General features: G+C 42.1%; 18 protein-coding genes. 13 read left to right on the top strand and 5 right to left on the bottom strand.

Translation table 11 applies throughout. The annotated features are described in order from the left end of the window. Positions 1-203 precede the first annotated feature (203 nt). The 6 genes from gap to KDW99_RS04390 all read left to right on the top strand — a co-directional run bounded on the left by gap (position 204) and on the right by KDW99_RS04390 (position 5,742). Entirely contained in the window at positions 204-1,217 is a 1,014-nt protein-coding gene (gene gap, locus KDW99_RS04415; RefSeq protein WP_255828095.1) for a type I glyceraldehyde-3-phosphate dehydrogenase, read from the top strand. Between the two features lie 81 nt (positions 1,218-1,298). Beyond that, on the top strand, positions 1,299-2,747 hold the full coding sequence (gene pyk / locus KDW99_RS04410) for a pyruvate kinase (RefSeq protein ID WP_255828094.1): 1,449 nt from the start codon (positions 1,299-1,301) through the stop codon (positions 2,745-2,747). Positions 2,748-2,753: 6 nt separating this feature from the next. Next, positions 2,754-3,224: a methylglyoxal synthase gene (locus tag KDW99_RS04405; RefSeq protein ID WP_255828092.1), complete on the top strand. Its 471-nt coding sequence runs from the start codon at positions 2,754-2,756 to the stop codon at positions 3,222-3,224. Positions 3,225-3,438: 214 nt separating this feature from the next. Beyond that, the gene (gene purE, locus KDW99_RS04400) at positions 3,439-3,930 is read left to right on the top strand and encodes a 5-(carboxyamino)imidazole ribonucleotide mutase (protein WP_255828091.1); all 492 of its coding nucleotides are present in this window, start codon (positions 3,439-3,441) and stop codon (positions 3,928-3,930) included. 3 nt (positions 3,931-3,933) lie between these two features. Continuing rightward, complete coding sequence (gene purK / locus KDW99_RS04395) at positions 3,934-5,001, top strand: 5-(carboxyamino)imidazole ribonucleotide synthase (RefSeq protein WP_255828090.1); 1,068 nt, start codon at positions 3,934-3,936, stop codon at positions 4,999-5,001. A gap of 267 nt (positions 5,002-5,268) precedes the next feature. Continuing rightward, positions 5,269-5,742: an Lrp/AsnC family transcriptional regulator gene (locus tag KDW99_RS04390; RefSeq protein WP_255828089.1), complete on the top strand. Its 474-nt coding sequence runs from the start codon at positions 5,269-5,271 to the stop codon at positions 5,740-5,742. Positions 5,743-5,803: 61 nt separating this feature from the next. On the opposite strand, the gene KDW99_RS04385 is transcribed toward KDW99_RS04390, so the two are convergent. After that, on the bottom strand, positions 5,804-7,045 hold the full coding sequence (locus KDW99_RS04385; protein WP_255828088.1) for an MFS transporter: 1,242 nt from the start codon (positions 7,043-7,045) through the stop codon (positions 5,804-5,806). A 1,121-nt stretch (positions 7,046-8,166) separates the two neighbouring features. Between KDW99_RS04385 and KDW99_RS04380 the strand changes: the two genes are divergently transcribed. After that, positions 8,167-9,000 carry a DUF2806 domain-containing protein gene (locus tag KDW99_RS04380; protein WP_255828087.1) on the top strand — a complete coding sequence of 278 codons (834 nt, stop codon included), beginning with the start codon at positions 8,167-8,169 and terminating at the stop codon, positions 8,998-9,000. Positions 9,001-9,091: 91 nt separating this feature from the next. On the opposite strand, the gene KDW99_RS04375 is transcribed toward KDW99_RS04380, so the two are convergent. Next, on the bottom strand, positions 9,092-9,982 hold the full coding sequence (locus KDW99_RS04375; RefSeq protein WP_255828086.1) for a LysR family transcriptional regulator: 891 nt from the start codon (positions 9,980-9,982) through the stop codon (positions 9,092-9,094). Positions 9,983-10,137: 155 nt separating this feature from the next. Here KDW99_RS04375 and KDW99_RS04370 point away from each other — a divergent pair, with 155 nt between their 5' ends. Beyond that, entirely contained in the window at positions 10,138-10,917 is a 780-nt protein-coding gene (locus KDW99_RS04370; protein ID WP_255828085.1) for a HalD/BesD family halogenase, read from the top strand. A gap of 324 nt (positions 10,918-11,241) precedes the next feature. Then, complete coding sequence (locus KDW99_RS04365) at positions 11,242-12,582, top strand: Na+/H+ antiporter family protein (RefSeq protein ID WP_255829254.1); 1,341 nt, start codon at positions 11,242-11,244, stop codon at positions 12,580-12,582. A gap of 12 nt (positions 12,583-12,594) precedes the next feature. Here the strand turns inward: KDW99_RS04365 and KDW99_RS04360 are convergent, their stop codons facing one another. Then, on the bottom strand, positions 12,595-13,068 hold the full coding sequence (locus KDW99_RS04360) for a GNAT family N-acetyltransferase (protein ID WP_255828084.1): 474 nt from the start codon (positions 13,066-13,068) through the stop codon (positions 12,595-12,597). A gap of 94 nt (positions 13,069-13,162) precedes the next feature. On the opposite strand from KDW99_RS04360, the gene KDW99_RS04355 reads away from it, so the two are divergent. Beyond that, positions 13,163-14,257 (top strand): MBL fold metallo-hydrolase, encoded by a 1,095-nt coding sequence (locus KDW99_RS04355; protein WP_255828083.1) that lies wholly within the window; start codon positions 13,163-13,165, stop codon positions 14,255-14,257. A 66-nt stretch (positions 14,258-14,323) separates the two neighbouring features. Here KDW99_RS04355 and KDW99_RS04350 read toward each other — a convergent pair whose 3' ends face one another. Next, complete coding sequence (locus KDW99_RS04350) at positions 14,324-15,217, bottom strand: LysR family transcriptional regulator (RefSeq protein ID WP_255828082.1); 894 nt, start codon at positions 15,215-15,217, stop codon at positions 14,324-14,326. A gap of 193 nt (positions 15,218-15,410) precedes the next feature. On the opposite strand from KDW99_RS04350, the gene KDW99_RS04345 reads away from it, so the two are divergent. Continuing rightward, complete coding sequence (locus tag KDW99_RS04345) at positions 15,411-17,435, top strand: TonB-dependent receptor domain-containing protein (RefSeq protein ID WP_255828081.1); 2,025 nt, start codon at positions 15,411-15,413, stop codon at positions 17,433-17,435. Positions 17,436-17,614: 179 nt separating this feature from the next. On the opposite strand, the gene KDW99_RS04340 is transcribed toward KDW99_RS04345, so the two are convergent. After that, positions 17,615-18,991 (bottom strand): glycine--tRNA ligase, encoded by a 1,377-nt coding sequence (locus KDW99_RS04340; RefSeq protein WP_255828080.1) that lies wholly within the window; start codon positions 18,989-18,991, stop codon positions 17,615-17,617. A 343-nt stretch (positions 18,992-19,334) separates the two neighbouring features. Between KDW99_RS04340 and KDW99_RS04335 the strand changes: the two genes are divergently transcribed. After that, positions 19,335-19,778: a DUF3429 domain-containing protein gene (locus KDW99_RS04335; protein ID WP_255828079.1), complete on the top strand. Its 444-nt coding sequence runs from the start codon at positions 19,335-19,337 to the stop codon at positions 19,776-19,778. A 94-nt stretch (positions 19,779-19,872) separates the two neighbouring features. Next, on the top strand, positions 19,873-20,265 hold the full coding sequence (locus KDW99_RS04330) for a thiol-disulfide oxidoreductase DCC family protein (protein ID WP_255828078.1): 393 nt from the start codon (positions 19,873-19,875) through the stop codon (positions 20,263-20,265). The last annotated feature ends 23 nt before the right edge of the window (positions 20,266-20,288 follow it).

Genomic DNA, 20,288 nt, shown 5'->3' with positions numbered 1-20,288 from the left:
TACCCGAACTTCTGTAACATAATTCTGTACAATGTTAGATGTCGATCAATAGATGGTTAATAAATAGCCAGATTGAAAGGAATTTGTTACTAATCCTTGCTTAAAAAAATACTTATGTAGTATTTTTACGTAAAGAACAAAATTGAACGCTTGATGTTCGAATTCGAACATAAAGCAAATTTCGCACTATGTTAGAGGTGAGTATGACGATTAAGGTAGCTATCAACGGTTATGGACGCATTGGACGCAACACGCTTAGAGCTTTATATGAATCAGGCAAGCGTGATCAACTCCAAATCGTAGCCATTAATGATCTTGGCGATTCAAAAACCAATGCTCATTTAACGAAATACGACACAGTCCACGGTCGCTTCAACGAAGAAGTGACATTTGATGAAGAAGCACTTTACATCAACAAAGATAAAATCCGCACTTTCTCTGAACGCAATCCAGCAGACCTTCCTTGGGCAGAGCTTGGCGTTGATGTTGTTTACGAATGCACAGGTTTCTTTACAACAAAAGAAAAAGCCAGCGCTCACATTACTGCCGGAGCGAAAAAAGTTATCATTTCCGCGCCTGGAAAAGAAGTTGACGCGACTGTTGTATATGGCGTAAACCAAGATATTCTTACATCTGACATGACCGTTATCTCTAATGCTTCTTGTACAACTAACTGCCTAGCACCATTCGCTAAACCATTAAGTGAAAAACTGGGCATTGAAAGTGGTTTGATGACAACCATTCACGCTTACACCAACGATCAGCGCCTTTCAGACGTTTATCACGAAGACCTTTACCGTGCTCGTGCCGCCGCTATGAATATGATCCCAAGTAAAACTGGTGCAGCTGCGGCTGTTGGCCTTGTCATACCAGCACTTGTTGGCAAGTTTGATGGTCTTTCTGTTCGAGTACCAACTATCAACGTTTCACTAGTAGATCTAACCTTCTTGGCACCACGTGAAACCACAGTAGACGAAATAAACTCAATCATTGAAGACGCTATCAAAGCGGATCCGATTCTTGCGCAAGTATTGCATGTCAATCATGAGCCACTTGTCTCTTCTGACTTCAACCACAACGCCTACACTTCTAACTTCGATGCGACACAAACTCGCGTACAAGGTAAATTAGTAAAAGTGATGGCTTGGTATGATAACGAATGGGGCTTCTCAAACCGAATGCTTGATAATACTATCGCATTAATGGCTGCGAAATAGTCAAAATACACGAAGGCTGCTGACGCAGCCTTCGTCGTCTCTTATACTTCATATCACGCTTTCTAATCTTTGGTATTTAAAATGACTCGTAGAACTAAAATTGTTGCCACTTTAGGCCCAGCTTCCAGCTCCCCAGAAATGATCGAAAAATTAATTTTAGCGGGCGCTAACGTATTCCGTTTGAATTTTTCTCACGGTCAGCCAGAAGACCACATCAACCGCGCCGAGGTTGTTCGTGAAATGGCAAAGAAAAATGGTCGTCATGTTGCTATTCTTGGTGATCTACAAGGGCCTAAAATTCGCATCGCGCGTTTCAAAAACACCAAAGTTGAACTGAAAGATGGCGCAACGTTTATTCTTGATGTGGGTTTTGATAAGAACAATGGTGATGAAACTCGCGTAGGTATCGACTACCCACAACTGGCAAAAGATTCTCAGCCTGGCAATATTCTACTTCTTGATGATGGCCGTGTTGTTTTAGAAGTATTAGAAGTAAAAGGCCAAGAAGTCATTACAAAAGTCATCGTAGGTGGCGCTCTGTCTAATAACAAAGGCATCAACCGACAAGGCGGTGGTCTGTCTGCGGCAGCATTGACTGATAAAGATCGCGAAGACATTAAAACAGCAGCGGCGTTAAACGCTGATTATTTGGCCGTGTCCTTCCCTCGTAGTGCAGAAGACTTACACGAAGCTCGTGCTCTAGCGGAAGCCGCTGGCCTTAAAGCGGGTATCGTTTCTAAAGTAGAACGTGCTGAAGCCGTTGCTGATAATGAAACGCTGGATGCAATCATTCTTGCTTCTGATGCTGTTATGGTGGCTCGTGGTGACCTAGGTGTTGAAATTGGTGACGCAGAATTGATCGGTGTACAAAAACACATGATCAAGCGTTGTCGTCAATTGAACCGCCCTGTTATTACCGCGACACAAATGATGGAAACCATGATTACCAGTGCTATGCCAACTCGTGCGGAAGTATTTGACGTAGCCAACGCGGTTCTAGATGGCACCGACGCGGTCATGCTTTCTGCCGAAACAGCGGCTGGAGCATACCCTGAAGAAGTAATTAAAACCATGAACCGTGTTTGCTTGGGCGCTGAAAAACAACCTGCAATCAACCGTTCTAAACACCGTATCGATGTTACGTTTACCAGTATCGATGAAACCATTGCGATGTCCGCTATGTACGCAGCCAACCATTTGGAAGGCGTAAAAGCGATCATCAGCTTGACAGAGTCAGGGACAACACCACTACTAATGTCTCGCATCAGTTCTGGTTTACCAATCTATGCATTGTCTCCAAACCAAGCAACACTAAACAAAGTGAATTTATATCGCGGTGTAACACCGGTAGCTTTCTCTTCACAAGAGTTCAATGTAGACACAATTGTTGCTGGCTTAGTTGACCATGTTAAATCTCTTGGTCTAATCAAAGATGGCGAGCTTGTGATTGTGACAAAAGGCGATCACTTGGTCAGCTATGGCACTACCAATATGATGAAAGTCGTCAAAGTCGGTGCTGTTGAGGAATAAGTCACAGTGAAAGGTAAAACGTTGCAACAAAAAACGATCACGACACCAGAGCGTAAAAACGTCGCTCTGGTTGCTCATGATAATATGAAACCTGCTCTTATTGAGTGGGCAGAAAAACACAAAGAAAAACTGATCAAGCACAATCTGATGGCGACTGGCACCACTGGCAATTTAATGCAAAAGCAATTGAATGTTCCAGTACAGTCTCTCATTAGCGGCCCTCTCGGTGGCGACCAGCAACTTGGTGGACTCATCGCAGAGGGTAAAATTGATGTTCTGATCTTTTTCTGGGACCCCTTTGAACCGATGCCTCATGACCCTGACATTAAAGCACTTCTCAGAGTCGCAGCGGTTTGGAACATCCCTATTGCTTGTAGCGTTTCTTCAGCCAATTTTTTGGTGACGTCGCCCTTATTCGAAAGCGAATTTGAACGACAAATTCCAGATTACGAAAAGTACCTCCAAGAGCGACTCTAGTCGCTCTTTTCTTTTCTCATTATCTATATTTCAACTTGTGTATTTCTACCTACCTCAAAGCTCGCGGTTTCCCTCAAAATCGGCTATATTAGCCACAAATTATTGTCATACGCAAACGTGTTAGGCCGCGTTTAAACAAGACAAACTTACTGATTAGATTCAACGTACAACCCCCCTCAATGCCGCGTTGGATACCACTTATAGGAGAAGAATTTTGCAAGCAGATGTAGCCCTAATAATGGGATCAAAAAGTGACTGGGCGACAATGGAAAGTGCCGCAGAAATAATGGATGCTCTTGGCGTAAGCTACCACGTCGAAGTTGTCTCCGCGCACCGAACACCAGTCAAACTTGCAGAATTTTCAGAAAGCGCTGCAGATAAAGGCTTTAAGGTCATTATTGGTGGCGCTGGTGGTGCGGCTCATTTGCCTGGTATGGTAGCTGCCCATACACACCTACCTGTTCTGGGTGTGCCTGTGCAAAGCAAAGCTCTAAACGGCATGGATAGCTTACTTTCTATCGCACAAATGCCGAAAGGCGTTGCTGTTGGAACCCTTGCTATTGGTAGCGCTGGCGCTTTCAATGCAGGTTTATTAGCTTGCCAGATTCTAGCTGTCTCTAATCCTGAGCTCGCGAAAAGAATTGAAGCTTTCCGCACTAATCAAACCGAAACCGTTTTAGCGAATCCAGACCCAAGAGAGGCTTAATCTATGTCAGTTCTATGGGTATTAGGCGCAGGTCAATTAGGCGCTATGCTAAAACAAGCAGGAACACCACTTGGTCTTGATATTCGTCCAGTGGATATTGAATCGACTGAGACACTAGACCTATCTCCGACAGATATTGTGACAGCAGAAAGAGAAGAATGGCCTGAAACCGTGGCGACCAAACAACTCGCTACGCACAGCAACTTTGTCAACTTAGCCACCTTCCCACAGCTTGCTGATCGTTTAACCCAAAAACAATGGCTAGATCGTCTAGAACTAGCAACAGCACCTTGGTTTCCAGTTGAGTCTGATTCCACCGCCACGAAAGCTTACGAAACATTAGGCGAGCGCGTGCTGATGAAACGTCGTCGCGGTGGTTACGATGGCAAAGGCCAATATTGGTTAAAGCAATCTGAAAAAACCGAAATACCGGAAGATTGGAAAGGCCAAGCTATTGCGGAACAAGCCATCAATTTTGATGAAGAAGTGTCATTAGTTGGTGTTCGCGGTAAAAACGGTGATACCCATTTTTATCCTCTAACATTGAACCTTCATATTAATGGCATTCTTTACGCTTCCATCTCACCATTAGAACGCCTAAAGCCTCTACAGAGCAAAGCAGAAACTATGCTGAGCAAACTTATGAACGCCCTAGACTATGTTGGCGTGATGGCGATGGAGTGCTTCCGTATAGGTGATGAATTACTCATCAATGAGCTTGCTCCAAGGGTCCACAACAGTGGCCATTGGACTCAGGCAGGTTCAAGTGTATGTCAGTTTGAAAATCATGTGCGCGCCGTCACAGGTCTTCCACTGGCGCCAGCAGAAATCAAAAATCAAAGTATGATGGTTAACTTGATTGGCGTCGACCTCAACTATGATTGGCTCAACCTACAAGGCTTAGAACTCTATTGGTATAAAAAGGAAGTTCGTCCAGGAAGGAAAGTAGGCCACCTCAATTTTTGTTCTGGCAATCACTCAATATTAGAGTCGGCCTTAACAAAATTAGATCTTCCACAGCCTTATCCAGAAGCCTTGCAGTGGCTAGCTAACAACCTACCCAAGGAATAAATACCTGGATATTTAGTAACGAACAACAAAATGCCGCTATCGAAAATGATAAGCGGCATTTTTTATGGATCAGAACACAATCTGGATTACATTCCGTCTATTCATGTAAAAAACAAATAAACGTGCAAAAAAATGTCTAAAAAAAAGCAAATATAACATTTTTAAACTTGTTTACTTTACAAAACACCTTATTCTAATTGATCTAGCTGAATCAGCTTATTCAATATAAGAAAAACAGCACTCTTAGATGCTGATAAGGAACCTTGAATGAACCACCTTGAACTAGACAATTATGATTGGCGTTTACTTAAAGCGCTACAAGGCAATGCACGACTTACCAATGTTGCACTATCTGAACAAGTCAATCTATCCCCTTCCCAATGTTCAAGACGACTACAAAGACTAGAGCAAAACAATTTAATTGAAGCTTACTTTACTCAACTTAATGCAAGTGAACTTGGCTACCAAGTCACTGCGTTTTTAAACATTAAACTTGATAAAAGCATTAAAAACTCAGATCAAGAATTCAAAAAAGCCATTGAAGCCATTCCGCAAGTATTAGAATGTTACTCAGTTAGCGGCGAAGCAGATTACTGGTTGCGGGTTATTAGCGAAAACCTACCAGCACTATCAACATTTCTAAATGATTCCCTTGCAAGCCTACCCTCTGTCAGAGACCTAACCTCAACCGTCACTCTCAACCGCGTAAAATACGCTCCTTCAATCCCACTACCTAACTAACCAAAAACAGATAGAAGCGACAAAGCCCTTAACTTCCAAAATATTCTAAGGGTGTCGCTTTTTACACCTCAGGTAATCGAATCACCATATAGACTCCTGCTAAAGTAATTAACGAAAACACCAAAACAAGAGAGGCCAAAGAAATAGAGTAGGCCAGTAAGCTAACACTGCTCATGACCAGTAATATAAAACCAATGATAGTATTACTTACAGATACGTAACTAGTTCGCTTATTTCCCTCTCCTAAATTCACCAAATACGTTTTACGGCCAATTCTGACACCCTGATGAGCAACATTCAAAACGAAATACAGGATCACAATAACTACTATCCTAAAGCTTACATCAGAATAAAACTCAACTATTGAAAATAAAGCGACACCGGTGAAAGCACTCAAAAAAGAGGCGGATGCCATTACTTTTCGGCTAGAATAATCTGAAAACAAGCCCCAAAAAGGAGAAGATAGCAGAGAAGCTAAACCACTCGCCAAGATAAATAGACCTAAAACAGAAACGTTATTTTCAGATCCCTGCTGCGCAATTAATACATAATAAGGAGCACTCAAGGCCGCACATAAAAATAACGAACGAGCAATAACGAATTCACGAAATACAGAATCCGTTTTTAATAGGCTAAGCTCTTTAAAGACATCGCCTAGCTTCTTACCTTTATCTCCGATCTCACTTAAAGGTTCTTTTACAAAAGAATAAATTAAAGCAGCAAGTAACCAAACCAGTGTCGCAGCAACAATTCCCAACACATAAAAAAACCTATCCCCCTGAACGCTGTCTAAGAAAAATAGCGTACAGACAGCAATACCGATAGTAATAAGACCAGAAGCACTAGACGACCAACCAGTGACTCTTCCGCGCTTATTTTTCACAACCGTCTTTCCAAGTACATCTTTCGACGCAACAGAGTTAAGACCCCGTGCCACACTGAAAATTATCAATGCAGCAACAATAGCCCAACCGGCACTAGCACCTTCTAGTAACAAAGCGGCACAACCAATCACTACCACAGATAACGATTGAATGAGACTACCTAACACCCAGACCCATTTTCGAATTCTCACTCTATAAATAAAGTGAGCAATAACTAACTGAGGTAATAGTGACCCAGATTCACGTATTGGCACCAACCATCCCAACAGATATAAAGGGGCACCCAAACTTTGTAACAGCCAAGGTAAGGTAACTTTTGGATTGATTAAAACATCACCTAAATTAATCAAGAACTGAGAAACGACCAATTTGAAAGCATTTCTTCTATCTACCTGATTTTGTTCTTTTTGATCTAGCATGGCAACACTCTATTTGACATTTTTCTCATAGCACTCTCATGAAAATTTATCTTTAAAGACACCAGAATAAAGGAGAACAAGAAAGATCTCATTCTAAACAAATTAATAGCCCTTATAAAATTCTTAACAAGCCTAAACTTAGCAATATTTCTATAAGTAATATCAAAAGCTGACGAATTATTAACCAATGGCACAAGGTGTTACTATAATCTTTAGGCTTCACTCGTCGCCCCAACCTCTATTCCGCCCTGCTGGGCGTGTAACTTTTGCCCGCTATCTAATTCAAGAACGTACAAAAGTAACCAAAAGGTCTCTTTAAGGGAGTTTGCCTCGTAAACCCTTTTGTATAGATATTTGTCTTCTGACCTAACGCACAGAAGGCATAGATTGTTTTCGCTGTTGTGAGCAAGGATATTTTTAACTGACTCTGAAACTCCATAGGGTCGCGCAATCAGCTCCCTAACAAAGAACGCGTCGAAGTGACTTTATCGGTTTTCGTAGGTCTGCATGAGGGAGGCACGACCGTGATCAGACGGTTTAAAGCGAAGCTTTCGTTTTCTAAGATAAGTCGTCCTTTAGCCCAACGCGGAATTTAGGTTCCATTCGAACGCTTTGTATTCCCAACCTTTATTCCGCCCTGCTGGGCGTGTAACTTTTTGCTAGCGCCCAAAAAGTAACCAAAAATTCGCTTTAAGGGAGATTGCCTCGTAAACCCTTCTGTATAGATGTTTGTCTTCGGACCTAACGCACAGAAGGCATAGATTGTTTTCGCTGTTGTGAGAAAGGATATTTTTAACTGACTCTGAAACTCCATAGGATCGCGCAATCAGGATTGCGTCGAAGTTCGTTCTTCTGTGGTATGGGTTCAGAAAGTGTGAATGGGCTTTGGTGGAATTAATCAAGAACGGCTTCTCTTTAACTATGAAACTCCATATGACCGTCAACTCTCAACTCTGTTCGTTGAAAAATTCATGTAGAATGGTCCACCATTCAGAAAAATGAATGATACATCATGTGTACTGGTAGAAATTTATAAAGCATCTTAGTATCTAACAATAAGGTTTTTCTCTTATAGTTAGATACCTCATCATAAACATTATGAAACCAGAGAATCATAAGAAATGGCAGAAACAACCCTTATTGACCTAAAAGCTTTATCTGAGCCTGCTTGTAAATTAATTGATTCAGTTAGTAATGCAATTGGTGTGCTTTATGAACTGACTAGAATTAGACGAAAGACAAAAGCAGAGTCAGACGCTCTTGTGATAATGGCAAAAGGTGAAGCTGATGCTCTTACTTTTAGAGCGGCAAAACGAGTCTCTACCCAAGAAACACGTAGACAAGAAAATATCGAAGAAATAATGGATAAGTCTCTCAACTATCTTGAGCGTCAATTTAGTAATGAAGCAACTTATATAGACACTGATTGGCTCTCGTTTTATTTTGATAAATGCCAAGATATATCCATAGATAATGTACAAAATCTATGGGCAAAAATATTAGCTGGTGAAGTTCTTGAACCAGAAGCATGTAGCAGAGGAACTTTATTAATTCTTCAGTCTTTAAGTAATAATGATATAAAGCTATTTAATAAATACTGTCAGTATCTATTCAAAGTTAATGGTGAGTTACTTCGTTTTAAATACTCATCTCTAAACAAGCATTTAGAAAACAACGGAATTGACGAATCGGATATCAGACACCTTCAAGATGCAGGCCTAGTTCAACCACAGCAACAATTTCACTTCACAAAAAATGAACGATATGTTGTAGAATATTTTGACAATCAATTTTCCATGATTTTGAAAGGTCACAGAGAAAATAGAACGGAGTTTTTAACAAAAGCAGGTAGAGAGCTATATCGGTTTATAGACACCTCACCCTGTGAAAAGTATTACGAAATACTATTAAGCAGATCTCAAATTATGTCTAGAAAAGTCAAAGAGATAAGGTGAATATCATGACTTTTACACCTTTATCTGAATTTAAATATCTTGTTAGTAAACCACTCTAACAAAACTATCCTTTTCTAAAATAACATGGCATTTAATCCCCTCCACCTTTCAACCGCTCTATCAGCCCCATCGCTCCGTCTTTATTTTTCGTTCTATCTGGATAAACGAGGTAGTAGGCTTTTCTTAGTGGAAGTGTGATTGGGCTGAGTGTGATGAGTTGCCCTGTTTTCAGTGCGTTTTGGATGAAGAGTCCTTGGCCGAGTAGTAGGCCTTTGCCTTGTATGGCGGCATCTATCGCCATGCTGGAGAGGTTGAATTGTGGACCTTTGTTAGGCCTTCGGTTTTGATAGCCTGCGACTGTTAGCCAGTCTTGCCAGTTTGGTAGGTATGGATTCTCGTTGCCCCAGTCGATATGGATCATTGGTTTTTCAAGTAAGGTATCTAAATCCCCCTGCGCTATTCCGTTAACGAGTGATGGACTGGCGACTAGGTGTACTTCGTCTTGGAATAGAAAATCGTGGTTCAGTGATTTGTCTTGTTTACCAAAGCTGATGCTTGCATCACAACGGCTCAAGTTGAAGTCGACCGACGTATGGCTGGCTTCGACTCGTATTTCTAGGTCTGGATGTTGTTCCATGATGTGTAGCACTTTGGGCATTAACCACAAGCTCGCCACTGAAGGTAATGTGTGCAGCGTAAAAATCGTTTGCTGCTTTAATTGGTCTAAGCTGGCTTGTCCACGTTGCAGGCTTTCAATCGCTTGGTTGGCAAAGTATAGGTATTGCTGACCCGCTTGAGTCAGTTCGACACCTAGTTTAGAGCGTTCAAACAGTGTTGCGTCTAGGTGAGATTCTAGCTGTTTTATTTGTTGGCTGACGGCCGCTGGCGTTATGCACAAGGCTGTTGCCGTTTTCGCAAAATTGCCTGTTTGCGCGGCATTTATGAACGTGATTAAGCTGTTTAGATTAGGCAGTTTTAACATAGTCGGGTCATCCTATAGCTCAATTTACAAGCCTTATCATTAAGAAAAAGCTAATGATAGATGTGAATAATATTGATTTAACTGTGAGGCTAACTTCATTAATCTGGACGATATCGTTTTCAATATAAAAGATCAAAACCTAAAGGGGAACAGCAATGTCATTATCCAATATTATTAATAAAGCCGATTATCCTATTGAAGATGATGACTTTAGAGAAGATTGTAAAAAAACGTTGGCAGAAAACGGTGCTTTGGTCTTGCCAAACTTCCTCAATCATAAGGCGATCCAAGCCATTATTGAGGAAGGCGAGGCGAAGAAAGACCTCGCTTGGTATACGAAGTCCACTCATAACGTTTACTTAACGAATATCGATCCAAACTATGACGCTGATCATGCGAGAAACAAACAGGTCATTTCGTCTAAAGGCTGTATTACGGACGATCAAATTGATGGTGATTCGCCACTACGACAGCTTTATGATTCGGCTGTATTTCGAGCCTTTCTTGCCAATGTGTTAGATGAAGAGGCGTTGCATAACTATGCCGACAATCTTTCGTCTATCAATTTACACTACGCCAGCGAAGGCCAAGAGTTAGGTTGGCACTTCGATAACTCGTCGTTTGCTATTACCTTGTTAATTCAAAAGCCTGAGGGTGGCGGTGTATTTGAATACATTGAAAACATGCGCAACGCCGATGTTGGTGAGATGAATTATAGCGGTGTCAGTGAGGTTCTTGCGGGGCAAAAGGAAGTCAAAGAATTGGCCATCGAACCCGGTGCTTTGGTGCTATTCCGTGGTCGAAATGCCATTCATCGAGTTACGCCAACACAAGGCGATACCACGCGTATGTTGGCGGTTCTCGCCTATAACTCACAACCTGGAATTGCACTGTCTGAAGCGGCAAGCAAAACCTTTTATGGTCGGCTGAATTAATAGACATCCGCCGTTTTGTGTTCACTTCTGGTGCCTCTTCAACTAGCAGCAGCACTTTCAAAACATTTCCTCGATAAATCCGTTTACAGTTGACCGATTAAAAATTAAATTAGTCGCGTTATTTTTGCTGTGAATAGGTCTTTGCTCAATTCTTCTGTCGTGCTAACGGCGCCGCCTATCTCTTCTCCCCAAATACAAAATGTGGATGCTATGAACGAAAACGTTATGAATGTGACTAATAAGCCACCATTCAAGGTGATGGCTATTGCCTGTGTGGTTTGTTTAATCTTAGGTTTTGGAATTCTTAATCCTGGTAGTTTGCCAATTAACTCTGTGGTGTTAGCTATTGGTTTAATGATCTTTCTCTGTGTTGCGCGAGTGCCCGTTACTATTGCTTTGATCGCTTCCGCTTTAGTGGGCGGTTTGCACAGCGGTTTGTCTACTGAAGAAGCCATTGCCGCGATCAATGACAATTTATTGGTCGGCTCACAAGTTGGTATGACCTACATTATGGTGGGTGCGCTTGCTGTTGCTCTTGCTCGCAGCGGTGTGTTGGATTTGCTGGCTAGAAAGCTGGTGAGCATGTTGGGCAATGAAGATACAAAACACCAAAGTAAGGTGAAGTGGCTGCTTTATGGAATTTTCATGGTTGCTTCGCTTTTGTCGCAAAATGCCGTGCCTGTTCATATTGCGTTTATTCCAGTAATGATTCCCCCACTGTTGGTAATTTTTAATAAATTACGCATCGACCGCCGCGCCATTGCCTGTGTATTAGCATGCTCTATCACTTCGAGTTATTTGTTGTTACCAACTGGCTTTGGGGCAATTTTCTTAAATGAAATCCTGCTAGCAAACGTTAACGACGTTGGTTCTGCCTACGGTTTAGCGGTGACGGCTGACATGGTACCAAAAGCAATGTTTTTGCCGGTGATGGGGATTCTTGCGGGTATGTTGGTAGCGGTGTTTTTCTCATACCGCAAACCGCGCGACTACACGACGAATGACGTTGCCTTAGAACATCTAGAGAAAACCAAAGACACGGTAATCAAACCATTTCAATTGGTGATGACGCTGATTGCGGTTGCGGTCACTTTGGTGTTTCAAGTCACTTTTGATTCGTTGCTTGTTGGCGCCATGCTTGGCTTTATGATTTTATCCCTTGCCGGTATTTTCCGTTGGGACCAGCAAGACGATGTATTCACGCAAGGCATGCGCATGATGGTGCAGATTGCAGTGATTATTACCATCGCGTCTGGCTTTGCTGGCGTTTTGGAAGCAACTGGGGAAATTAAGCCTTTGGTACAAGCCTCGGCTGAACTGATTGGCGATCACAAGGCGCTAGCCGCTGCGATTATGTTGATTGTTGGCTTGTTCATTACCATCGGATTTGGTGATTCATTCGCCAGTGTGCCTATTCTTGCACCCATTTATATTCCCCTTGCTCTGACGCTAGGCTTTTCGCCAATGGCAGCCGTCGCCTTGTTAGGCGCTTCTGCTGCATTGGGTGATGCTGGCTCACCCGCTTCAACTATTACTCTTGGCGCGACCTCTGGCCTCAATGCCGATGGTCAACACGACCACGTGCGTGACTCGGTGATTCCTACCTTTATGCACGCTAACTTTGGCATGGTTATTTTTGCTTGGATTGCCGCAATGGTTCTATAAAAATAGAGCACTTCACGCCAACGCCTTGACCATAATGTGCTGTGGACCCGCAGCACCGCCGTGGTAAAGGGTGTTGGTGTCTTCAAACCCACCCTTTAAATACAGTCCCTTGGCGATAGGATTTTGACAATTTACCGTGAGGTAGATGGTTGAATGATTAGGATAAGCTTCGCTTAGGTAGTTTGATAACACCAAGATCGCCTGTTTTGCGTAGCCTTTTCCCTGATACTTTTTGTCAATAAAGAAGCTACGCAGGCCGATTGAATGAGATTGACTGACAAAGTCGTATTTTTCTGCGTACGTGGTATCGATCAAAAAGAAGCCAACTACTTGATCCCCGGCGAAAATAACATGGGGACGTATTTGCGCATTAGCGCTTTTTATAATCTCGTCAATGGTGCCAACAAACTGCTTTTGTTCTTCAACAACTCCCAGTGTAATGACGTCTGCTAAGTGCCGAGTCGTCATTTTTTCAATAGTAACCATGCTCTCTCCTTCTCACTATTTTCTTTTTTATCTTGTTGTATTTATTCCATTAGCCCAAATTATAATCAGCTATCCAATTTAAAAGTGGTGTTCTATGTTTTTCATCAAGCTCGTTGTTGCCTTGATCGTTATGCTGGGTCTAGCGATTTATCTCGTTAATTTAAACATTAAATCCAAGGTAAATCCTATCGAGGAAGTCACTTCCGCGCCCTATGAAAACTCAAAGTTTCATAATACCGCACCACGTAATCCCATGTCTTTTGCTGACACTGCGGCGTTATGGGTTCGTTTTTTTACTGAGAAAAAAGTCGACACCACACCCGATATCAACATTCCAGTACGTACGGTTAGCCGAGCGAATTTAGACGCACTGAGCGAGGATACGATCCATTTGGTTAAGCTTGGGCATTCTTCTATTTTATTAAAAGTCTATGGAGAGTATTGGCTGATTGACCCTGTATTTTCGGATCGTGCATCACCGTTTCAATTTGTTGGACCAAAACGATTCCATCAGCCGCCAATTAGTTTAGAAGATTTACCGCCTATCGATAAAGTCTTGATTTCCCATAATCATTACGATCATTTAGACAAAGCGAGCATCAAAATTTTGCTCGCGAAAACGCAACAATTTTTGGTACCAAAAGGTGTAGATGGAGATCTAATTAATTGGGGAGTCGAGGCCAATAAAATCGTTACATTCGATTGGTGGCAAGAACTTCAGACGCGCCAAGGTTTGGTTGCTTTTACACCTACGCAGCATTTTTCTGGCCGCGGCATGGGTGATGGCAATGCTACCTTATGGGGATCCTGGGTCATTAAAACGCCACAAGAAAGTATTTTCTTCAGCGGTGATTCTGGCTATTTTGCGGGCTTTAAAGAGATAGGTGATAAGTACGGGCCATTTGATCTTACCATGGTGGAAACAGGTGCATACGATAAAAACTGGGCTGATATCCATATGAAGCCAGAGGACAGTGTTCAGGCCAGTATCGATTTACAAGGAAAGGTGATGATGCCAATTCATAATGGCACTTTCGATTTGGCGTTTCATACTTGGCATGATCCTTTTGATCGGGTGGTTGCCGAGTCAGAACGTCGTGAAGTGACGTTAAGCACTCCAGAGTTTGGTCGCATATTTTCCATTACCGATTTGCCGCCGTTAACGCCTTGGTGGCAGCAGACACCTTAATCAACCCATCTTTCGTAAGACCTCAGCGCTTTGCTATCCTCTGATAACCAAGCGCTGAAACTATCGTCAATAGAATGCTTTCGCTTCTTCTCGTAGATATTGAATCAATGTCTGCATTTTTTTAGGTAGGTGACCAAAAGGATATTGTAGATAAACAGGAAGTGGCTTGCCCTGCCATTCCGGCAAGCATGAGACAAACACTTCAGGATGCCGTTTTATATGTTTATCTGCAAAATAATGTGGCAATAAGCCAACGCCTTTACCTTGAATAATGGCTTCTGCATGCAAAATATATTGGTCTACCGTAAGACGTGATTGCGGCAGATCAAATGATACATCACCCTCAGTTTCATGCTCTAAGGTGATGTTGTTTTGTTCATTCTTTAAGGTATCAACCCAAGCGTAATGATTAAGCTCTGTCGGGTGATTTAACATACCAATACGTTCCAAATAGGATGAACTGGCATACAAACCTTGGCTTAGAGCGCCAATCTGCTCAGATCGTAACTGATCATTAACCGGCTCACCAACCCACACGCATATATCATTACTTTTTATTTCTTGGAACAACTGATTGCCAGTGCGGACTTCAATATTGACCTGAGGAAACTCTTCTAGGAAATCAAACATGAGTCCCGAAAACCAACCTCGAACTAGCGTTGTGTGAACATACACAACTAACGACCCACTAATTTCATCTTTCAATTCTTCAACCGCTTTGTGGCCTTCATCGGCGACATGGAGCATTTTTTTGGCAAACGGCAAGAACTTAATCCCAGCCTCATTGGCAAAAAGTCGATTGGCTTGCCGACGCAGTAAAGGCTGATTTAACGCCTCTTCCAAATGGCTAATACGACGGCTCAGGGTGGACTTTGATACACCTAACTGTTGAGCACTATCCTTAAGGCTGCCTGTTTCCATAACGGATACAAACGTCCTCACTTCATTCAAATCGTACATTTACTTTCCCTTGACTCATTTTTAATGCCCTAAACAAAGCAGTCTTTCATAGGTTGTTGCAAAAAAAGGAACAGAGCGTATCAACACAAAATAATCATATTACTAGATAATACAAATGATAAGCATTCTTAATATCTTTTAGTCTCAATTATACAAAATTAGTTCCAACACAACTATGGAGAAATTGTTCATAATGACCCCTTCAGCTCGCCATTATAAACTTACAACACTAGCGGTTCTAATCAGTGCCGCATCCTATTCAGCAACACTCTATGCGGAAGAAAGCACGGTTGACCTAGATAAATTGGTTGTATCGGCTTCGGGAAGTGCACTTGATATAAAAGACGCCCCAGCATCTGTTAGCGTAATTACACGTGAAGACATTGAAAGAAGTCCTGTAACAAGCGTGTCAGAGTTATTAAAAGACTTACCAGGTGTAACTGGTGGTTATAGCAATGCAGGGGCTGGTTCAAAAATTTCATTCCGTGGAATGCCTGATAAGTACTCTTTGATTATGATTGATGGCAAACGTGTTGGCGGCTCATCTCTTACTGGATATCGCGCAGACTTAGTAGGGCAAGATATCGATTGGATCTCTCCTGAAATGATCGAACGAATAGAAATTGTCCGCGGTCCTATGTCTACACTGTATGGATCAGAAGCAATGGGCGGCGTAATCAACATTATTACACGAAAAATCCCCGCAAAATGGGGTGGTTCTGTGTCAGCAAACCACCAAAAGCCTGATAGTGGTTCATATGGCGATACTACTCAAGTATCTGCCAATGTTGCAGGTCAAATCAGTGATAATGTCGGTATAAAAATTGGCTTAAACAAAACAGGTCGTGATGCAGATACTAACGCAAGAGGTAGCTCTGGTTTTGATAATAGCAATGTAAGTACAACGTTAGATTGGCGCATAAACAAAAATCATAGCGTAACGCTAGATTTGAGCCGCGGCTTACAAGAATCCGAATCAGCGCCTAATGCTGAATACGAACAATTTCGAGTTGGCGAGCTAGAACACCGTAGTTATGGTATCGGCTATGAAGGCTATGTTGGCAACATTAAAAACACCGTCAATTTGTATCATAACCAATACAATAATAACGACCAATCAGTACCGAATGGTCGCGGTGGTTACACCACTGGCGACTCTGAAGCAAACGAAACGGTACTTGATGCTAAAACAAATATCCCTTTAACCTTTGGTGTTGATCAGGATGTAACGGTTGGCCTGCAATATAAAGAAGAAGATATTTATAACCGCGCAATTATCGGTAACTTAAGCCAAGACAAAGACGGCAATCCAATAACACCGGAGCTAAACCCTGAAGGCTGGTCGGGCTCTCTATTCGCGGAAGACCAATTATATTTAAAAGATAATTTAACACTTACATTAGGCGCACGTTTGGATAAAACAGATGGCTTCGATGCCCACTTAAGCCCTCGGGCTTATTTGGTTTACCACCCATCATTTGATTGGACGATTAAGGGCGGTATATCCCAAGGCTTTAGAGCGCCAACATTACTTGAACGTTCGCCTGGATCGGGAACCTATTCTCGAGGAAATGGATGTACTTCCTTGATCCCATTAGGCTATACCAGTGGCGGCTGCACCATGCTAGGTAATCCTGATCTTGAGCCAGAAGTTAGTACTAACTATGAAATTGGCATTTTGTTTGAAAACGCAGGCTATGAATTTGACGCGACCTACTTTTATACAGATATAAAAGACCTAATTCAAAACAACTTATACGGTGTTACAGGCGGACAATGGTTTACCATTCAACGGAATGTCGGTAGAGCAAAAACCAGTGGTATTGAAACAACCTTTGCTGCGCCAGTGGCTAGCACTGTAAATCTAAAAGGCAATCTGACTTATATTATTGAATCAAAAAGAAAAGATAATAACGAGCCATTACTACTTGTACCAGAAGTGACAGCCAATGTCGGCTTATATTGGGATATTAACAATCAATGGAATGCCTTTTCAAAAGTACAATATCTAGGCAAGCAAGCATACAACAAGGATGACGAAATCCGCTTCGCTAAATCCTATACAACGCTTGACGTAGGTACGACGTTTAACGTCAATGAAAGCTTAAGCCTACGCGCAGGTATTGAAAACCTAGGCGGCACTATTGTGAAAACAGGTGACGACCACGGCGATGGCAGTCCTAGAATGTATTACATGGGTCTAACCAGCCGGTTTTAAGCGCCTTAATACAGATAACGTTTCCCTTTGCGCTAACCGCACACAAAGACCGCAACCTAACTTGCGGTCTTTTTTTGTCTTCGCTTTTTGTTATCATTTTTTCTATTTGACCAAATCACAGGCGAAAAAAAACCACGCCCTCCAAAAGAGAGGCGTGGTTTTTATACCATCAACAAAAATTAGTTTTGGTTGATGAAGTAATTAATCACGTAAGCAGGCAGTTCTGCCGCTGGCACAACGATTTGTTCCATTGTGTCACGATCACGAACCGTCACTGGTGCACCTTCTTGTTCGATAGAATCGAAGTCGACGGTGACACAGATAGGCGTACCTACTTCATCATGACGACGATAGCCTTTACCTACGTTACCTGTGTTTTCATAAAGAATACGACCAAGACCCAATTTCTGCAGCTTGTCCTTCAATTCTTTCGCAAGAGCAACGATCTCTGGCTTGTTCTTCTTAAGCGGCATGATAGCCACTTTAATCGGTGCTAGATGCGGTTTGAACTTAAGTACTGTACGAGACGTACCGTTTGGTAGCTCTTCTTCTGTATAAGCTTCTGTCATCACAGCCAGTAGACCACGGTCTAGACCTGCTGATGGCTCGATACAGAAAGGCACTTCCCACTTGTTCGCTTCAAGGTCACGGATAGCCAACTTAGCTGTAGAATGCTCGTTTTTCTTAACTTTTGCAGAAAGACCGAATTCTTCTTGAGCTTTGGTGTGAGAACCTAGATCGTAGTCAGTACGGTTCGCCACGCCTTCTAGTTCTTCAAAACCATGTGGAAACTTGTACAAGATATCCACAGTAGATTTAGAGTAATGCGCTAAGTCATCGCCAGTCACGTATTCAAACTGGATGTTTTCTTCGGCAAGACCTTGATCCAACCACCACTGTTTACGTGCACCAACCCAGAAGTCATGCCATTTTTCATCTTCACCTGGCTTACAGAAGAATTCCAATTCCATTTGCTCGAATTCACGAACACGGAAGATGAAGTTACGTGGTGTGATTTCGTTACGGAAAGATTTACCAATCTGCGCGATACCGAATGGCAATGTACGAGAAGTAGAATCAACCACGTTTTTGAAGTTAGTAAAGATACCTTGAGCGGTTTCTGGACGAAGGTAAGTATAAGACTCTTCGTTCACCATTGGGCCAACGTTGGTTTTGAACATCAAGTTAAAATCGCGAGGCTCAGTCACATTGGTAGAACCACAGTTGTCACAGACTTTGATGTCTTTCATGTGGTCGGCACGCAAACGAGATTTACACTCATGGCAATCGACCATTGGATCGGTAAAAGTATCTTCGTGACCAGAGTATTTGTAGACGTGTTTGTTTTGAATGATGGCAGCATCCAAACCTTCTACATCGTCACGCTCATAAACCATGGCGCGCCACCAAGCGGCTTTCAGGTTGTTTTTTAATTCAATACCTAGCGGACCATAATCGTAAGCACCTTGCATACCACCGTAGATTTCACTGCCTTGGAAAATAAATCCGCGACGTTTACATAGGGAGACGAGTTCATCCATTGTTTTAGCTGGCATTTCTAAACACACCTTAAGAAAATTCGTTAATGAGGACATAAAAGCCGATTAGGCTCCATGTTCAAGTAATAATAGTTGTCCATTGTACTCGTTGACCCTATTTCGCTCAATGGCGATTACATGCAAGCAATGAATAAGTATTTCTTCTTACTTCCCACGTGCTCAAAACAAAAAAAACGACCATATATTCTTACTAAACAGGCCCAACAAAAAACTTTACACTTTTATGCACAAAAATAGGACGAAATAAGGAACTTAGGTGCTGTTTTATGGTCTATTTTGATGGATAATCCGTATTGTTTTCATATTCTCTTTTGTACAGTTCAATTTTAAAGGTAACGGCATGCGTTCTTACAAGCCAATAGTAGCCACATTAGCAGTATTGGGCATTATTCCATTTTTCTTCACAACATATTTAAGCCTAACCAATGGTAGTTTCCTTGGTAAATCTGGTGTCACGCTTTTTGCTTCTTATGCTGCGGTTATGATTAGCTTTATTGGCGGCACGATGTGGGGGCGATTAATAGAGCTTCCTGAAAGTCGTACTGGCGCAAAACTGCTGATTTGTTCTTTTGTAGCGGTCTTTTTCGCGTGGGTTTCTTTACTATTAAAAACGCCTGAGCTTTCTGTCGTGCTTTTATTGCTAAGCTTGATCACCATTTTTTGGGTAGATGCGCGTTGGTTAAAACAGTCTAATAATGCAAAACCGTATTACACTTCGCTTAATTTTAGTCTGACCTCAGTTATCTCTATTATGCATTTGCTGGTTCTGTACCCACATTATTAAACCCTTCACCGGAAAATCGGCACAAGCAAACTGATCTAACTTTCTTTTCGCTACGTATCATTACTCGACAAACACATGAAAAGAGTAATGATACATGCTAACCATTTTCTACGATGGCCACTGTCCTCTCTGCGCTGCTGAAATGCAGACGTTGCGATCATTAGATACGCAAAAAAAATTGCAGTTAGAAGACATCCACGCTGATAATTTCACAGAGAAATTCCCGTATATTGATACAGTTGAAGCGGATAGATTGCTTCATGGTCAACTCGCTGATGGCAAAATAATCAAAGGATTAGACGTCACTTGTCTTGCTTGGAAACTAGTAGAAAAACACAAATGGATGCAAATGCTCCGCTGGCCAGTAATTCGTTTTTTTGCCGACATAGGTTACAAGTTTTTTGCGCGTTACCGCCACCAAATATCATCCTTTGTGACAGGTAAACCACGCTGCGCATCTTGTCTTAAAGATCGTTGTGACCTGTAAACGACCTTATCTACTTTGCTTAT

Source organism: Marinomonas rhizomae (genome assembly GCF_024397855.1).
In the GTDB taxonomy this organism is placed as follows: domain Bacteria; phylum Pseudomonadota; class Gammaproteobacteria; order Pseudomonadales; family Marinomonadaceae; genus Marinomonas; species Marinomonas rhizomae_A.
This window is presented reverse-complemented; position numbering and strand designations above follow the sequence as displayed.

Bases quoted from the DNA above. Each gene is read 5' to 3' on its own strand.
- gap (WP_255828095.1), top strand. From the start codon at position 204: ATGACGATTAAGGTAGCTATCAACGGTTATGGACGCATTGGACGCAAC.
- pyk (WP_255828094.1), top strand. From the start codon at position 1,299: ATGACTCGTAGAACTAAAATTGTTGCCACTTTAGGCCCAGCTTCCAGC.
- purK (WP_255828090.1), top strand. From the start codon at position 3,934: ATGTCAGTTCTATGGGTATTAGGCGCAGGTCAATTAGGCGCTATGCTA.
- KDW99_RS04390 (WP_255828089.1), top strand. From the start codon at position 5,269: ATGAACCACCTTGAACTAGACAATTATGATTGGCGTTTACTTAAAGCG.
- KDW99_RS04385 (WP_255828088.1), bottom strand. From the start codon at position 7,045: ATGCTAGATCAAAAAGAACAAAATCAGGTAGATAGAAGAAATGCTTTC.
- KDW99_RS04380 (WP_255828087.1), top strand. From the start codon at position 8,167: ATGGCAGAAACAACCCTTATTGACCTAAAAGCTTTATCTGAGCCTGCT.
- KDW99_RS04375 (WP_255828086.1), bottom strand. From the start codon at position 9,982: ATGTTAAAACTGCCTAATCTAAACAGCTTAATCACGTTCATAAATGCC.
- KDW99_RS04370 (WP_255828085.1), top strand. From the start codon at position 10,138: ATGTCATTATCCAATATTATTAATAAAGCCGATTATCCTATTGAAGAT.
- KDW99_RS04360 (WP_255828084.1), bottom strand. From the start codon at position 13,068: ATGGTTACTATTGAAAAAATGACGACTCGGCACTTAGCAGACGTCATT.
- KDW99_RS04355 (WP_255828083.1), top strand. From the start codon at position 13,163: ATGTTTTTCATCAAGCTCGTTGTTGCCTTGATCGTTATGCTGGGTCTA.
- KDW99_RS04350 (WP_255828082.1), bottom strand. From the start codon at position 15,217: ATGTACGATTTGAATGAAGTGAGGACGTTTGTATCCGTTATGGAAACA.
- KDW99_RS04345 (WP_255828081.1), top strand. From the start codon at position 15,411: ATGACCCCTTCAGCTCGCCATTATAAACTTACAACACTAGCGGTTCTA.
- KDW99_RS04340 (WP_255828080.1), bottom strand. From the start codon at position 18,991: ATGCCAGCTAAAACAATGGATGAACTCGTCTCCCTATGTAAACGTCGC.
- KDW99_RS04335 (WP_255828079.1), top strand. From the start codon at position 19,335: ATGCGTTCTTACAAGCCAATAGTAGCCACATTAGCAGTATTGGGCATT.
- KDW99_RS04330 (WP_255828078.1), top strand. From the start codon at position 19,873: ATGCTAACCATTTTCTACGATGGCCACTGTCCTCTCTGCGCTGCTGAA.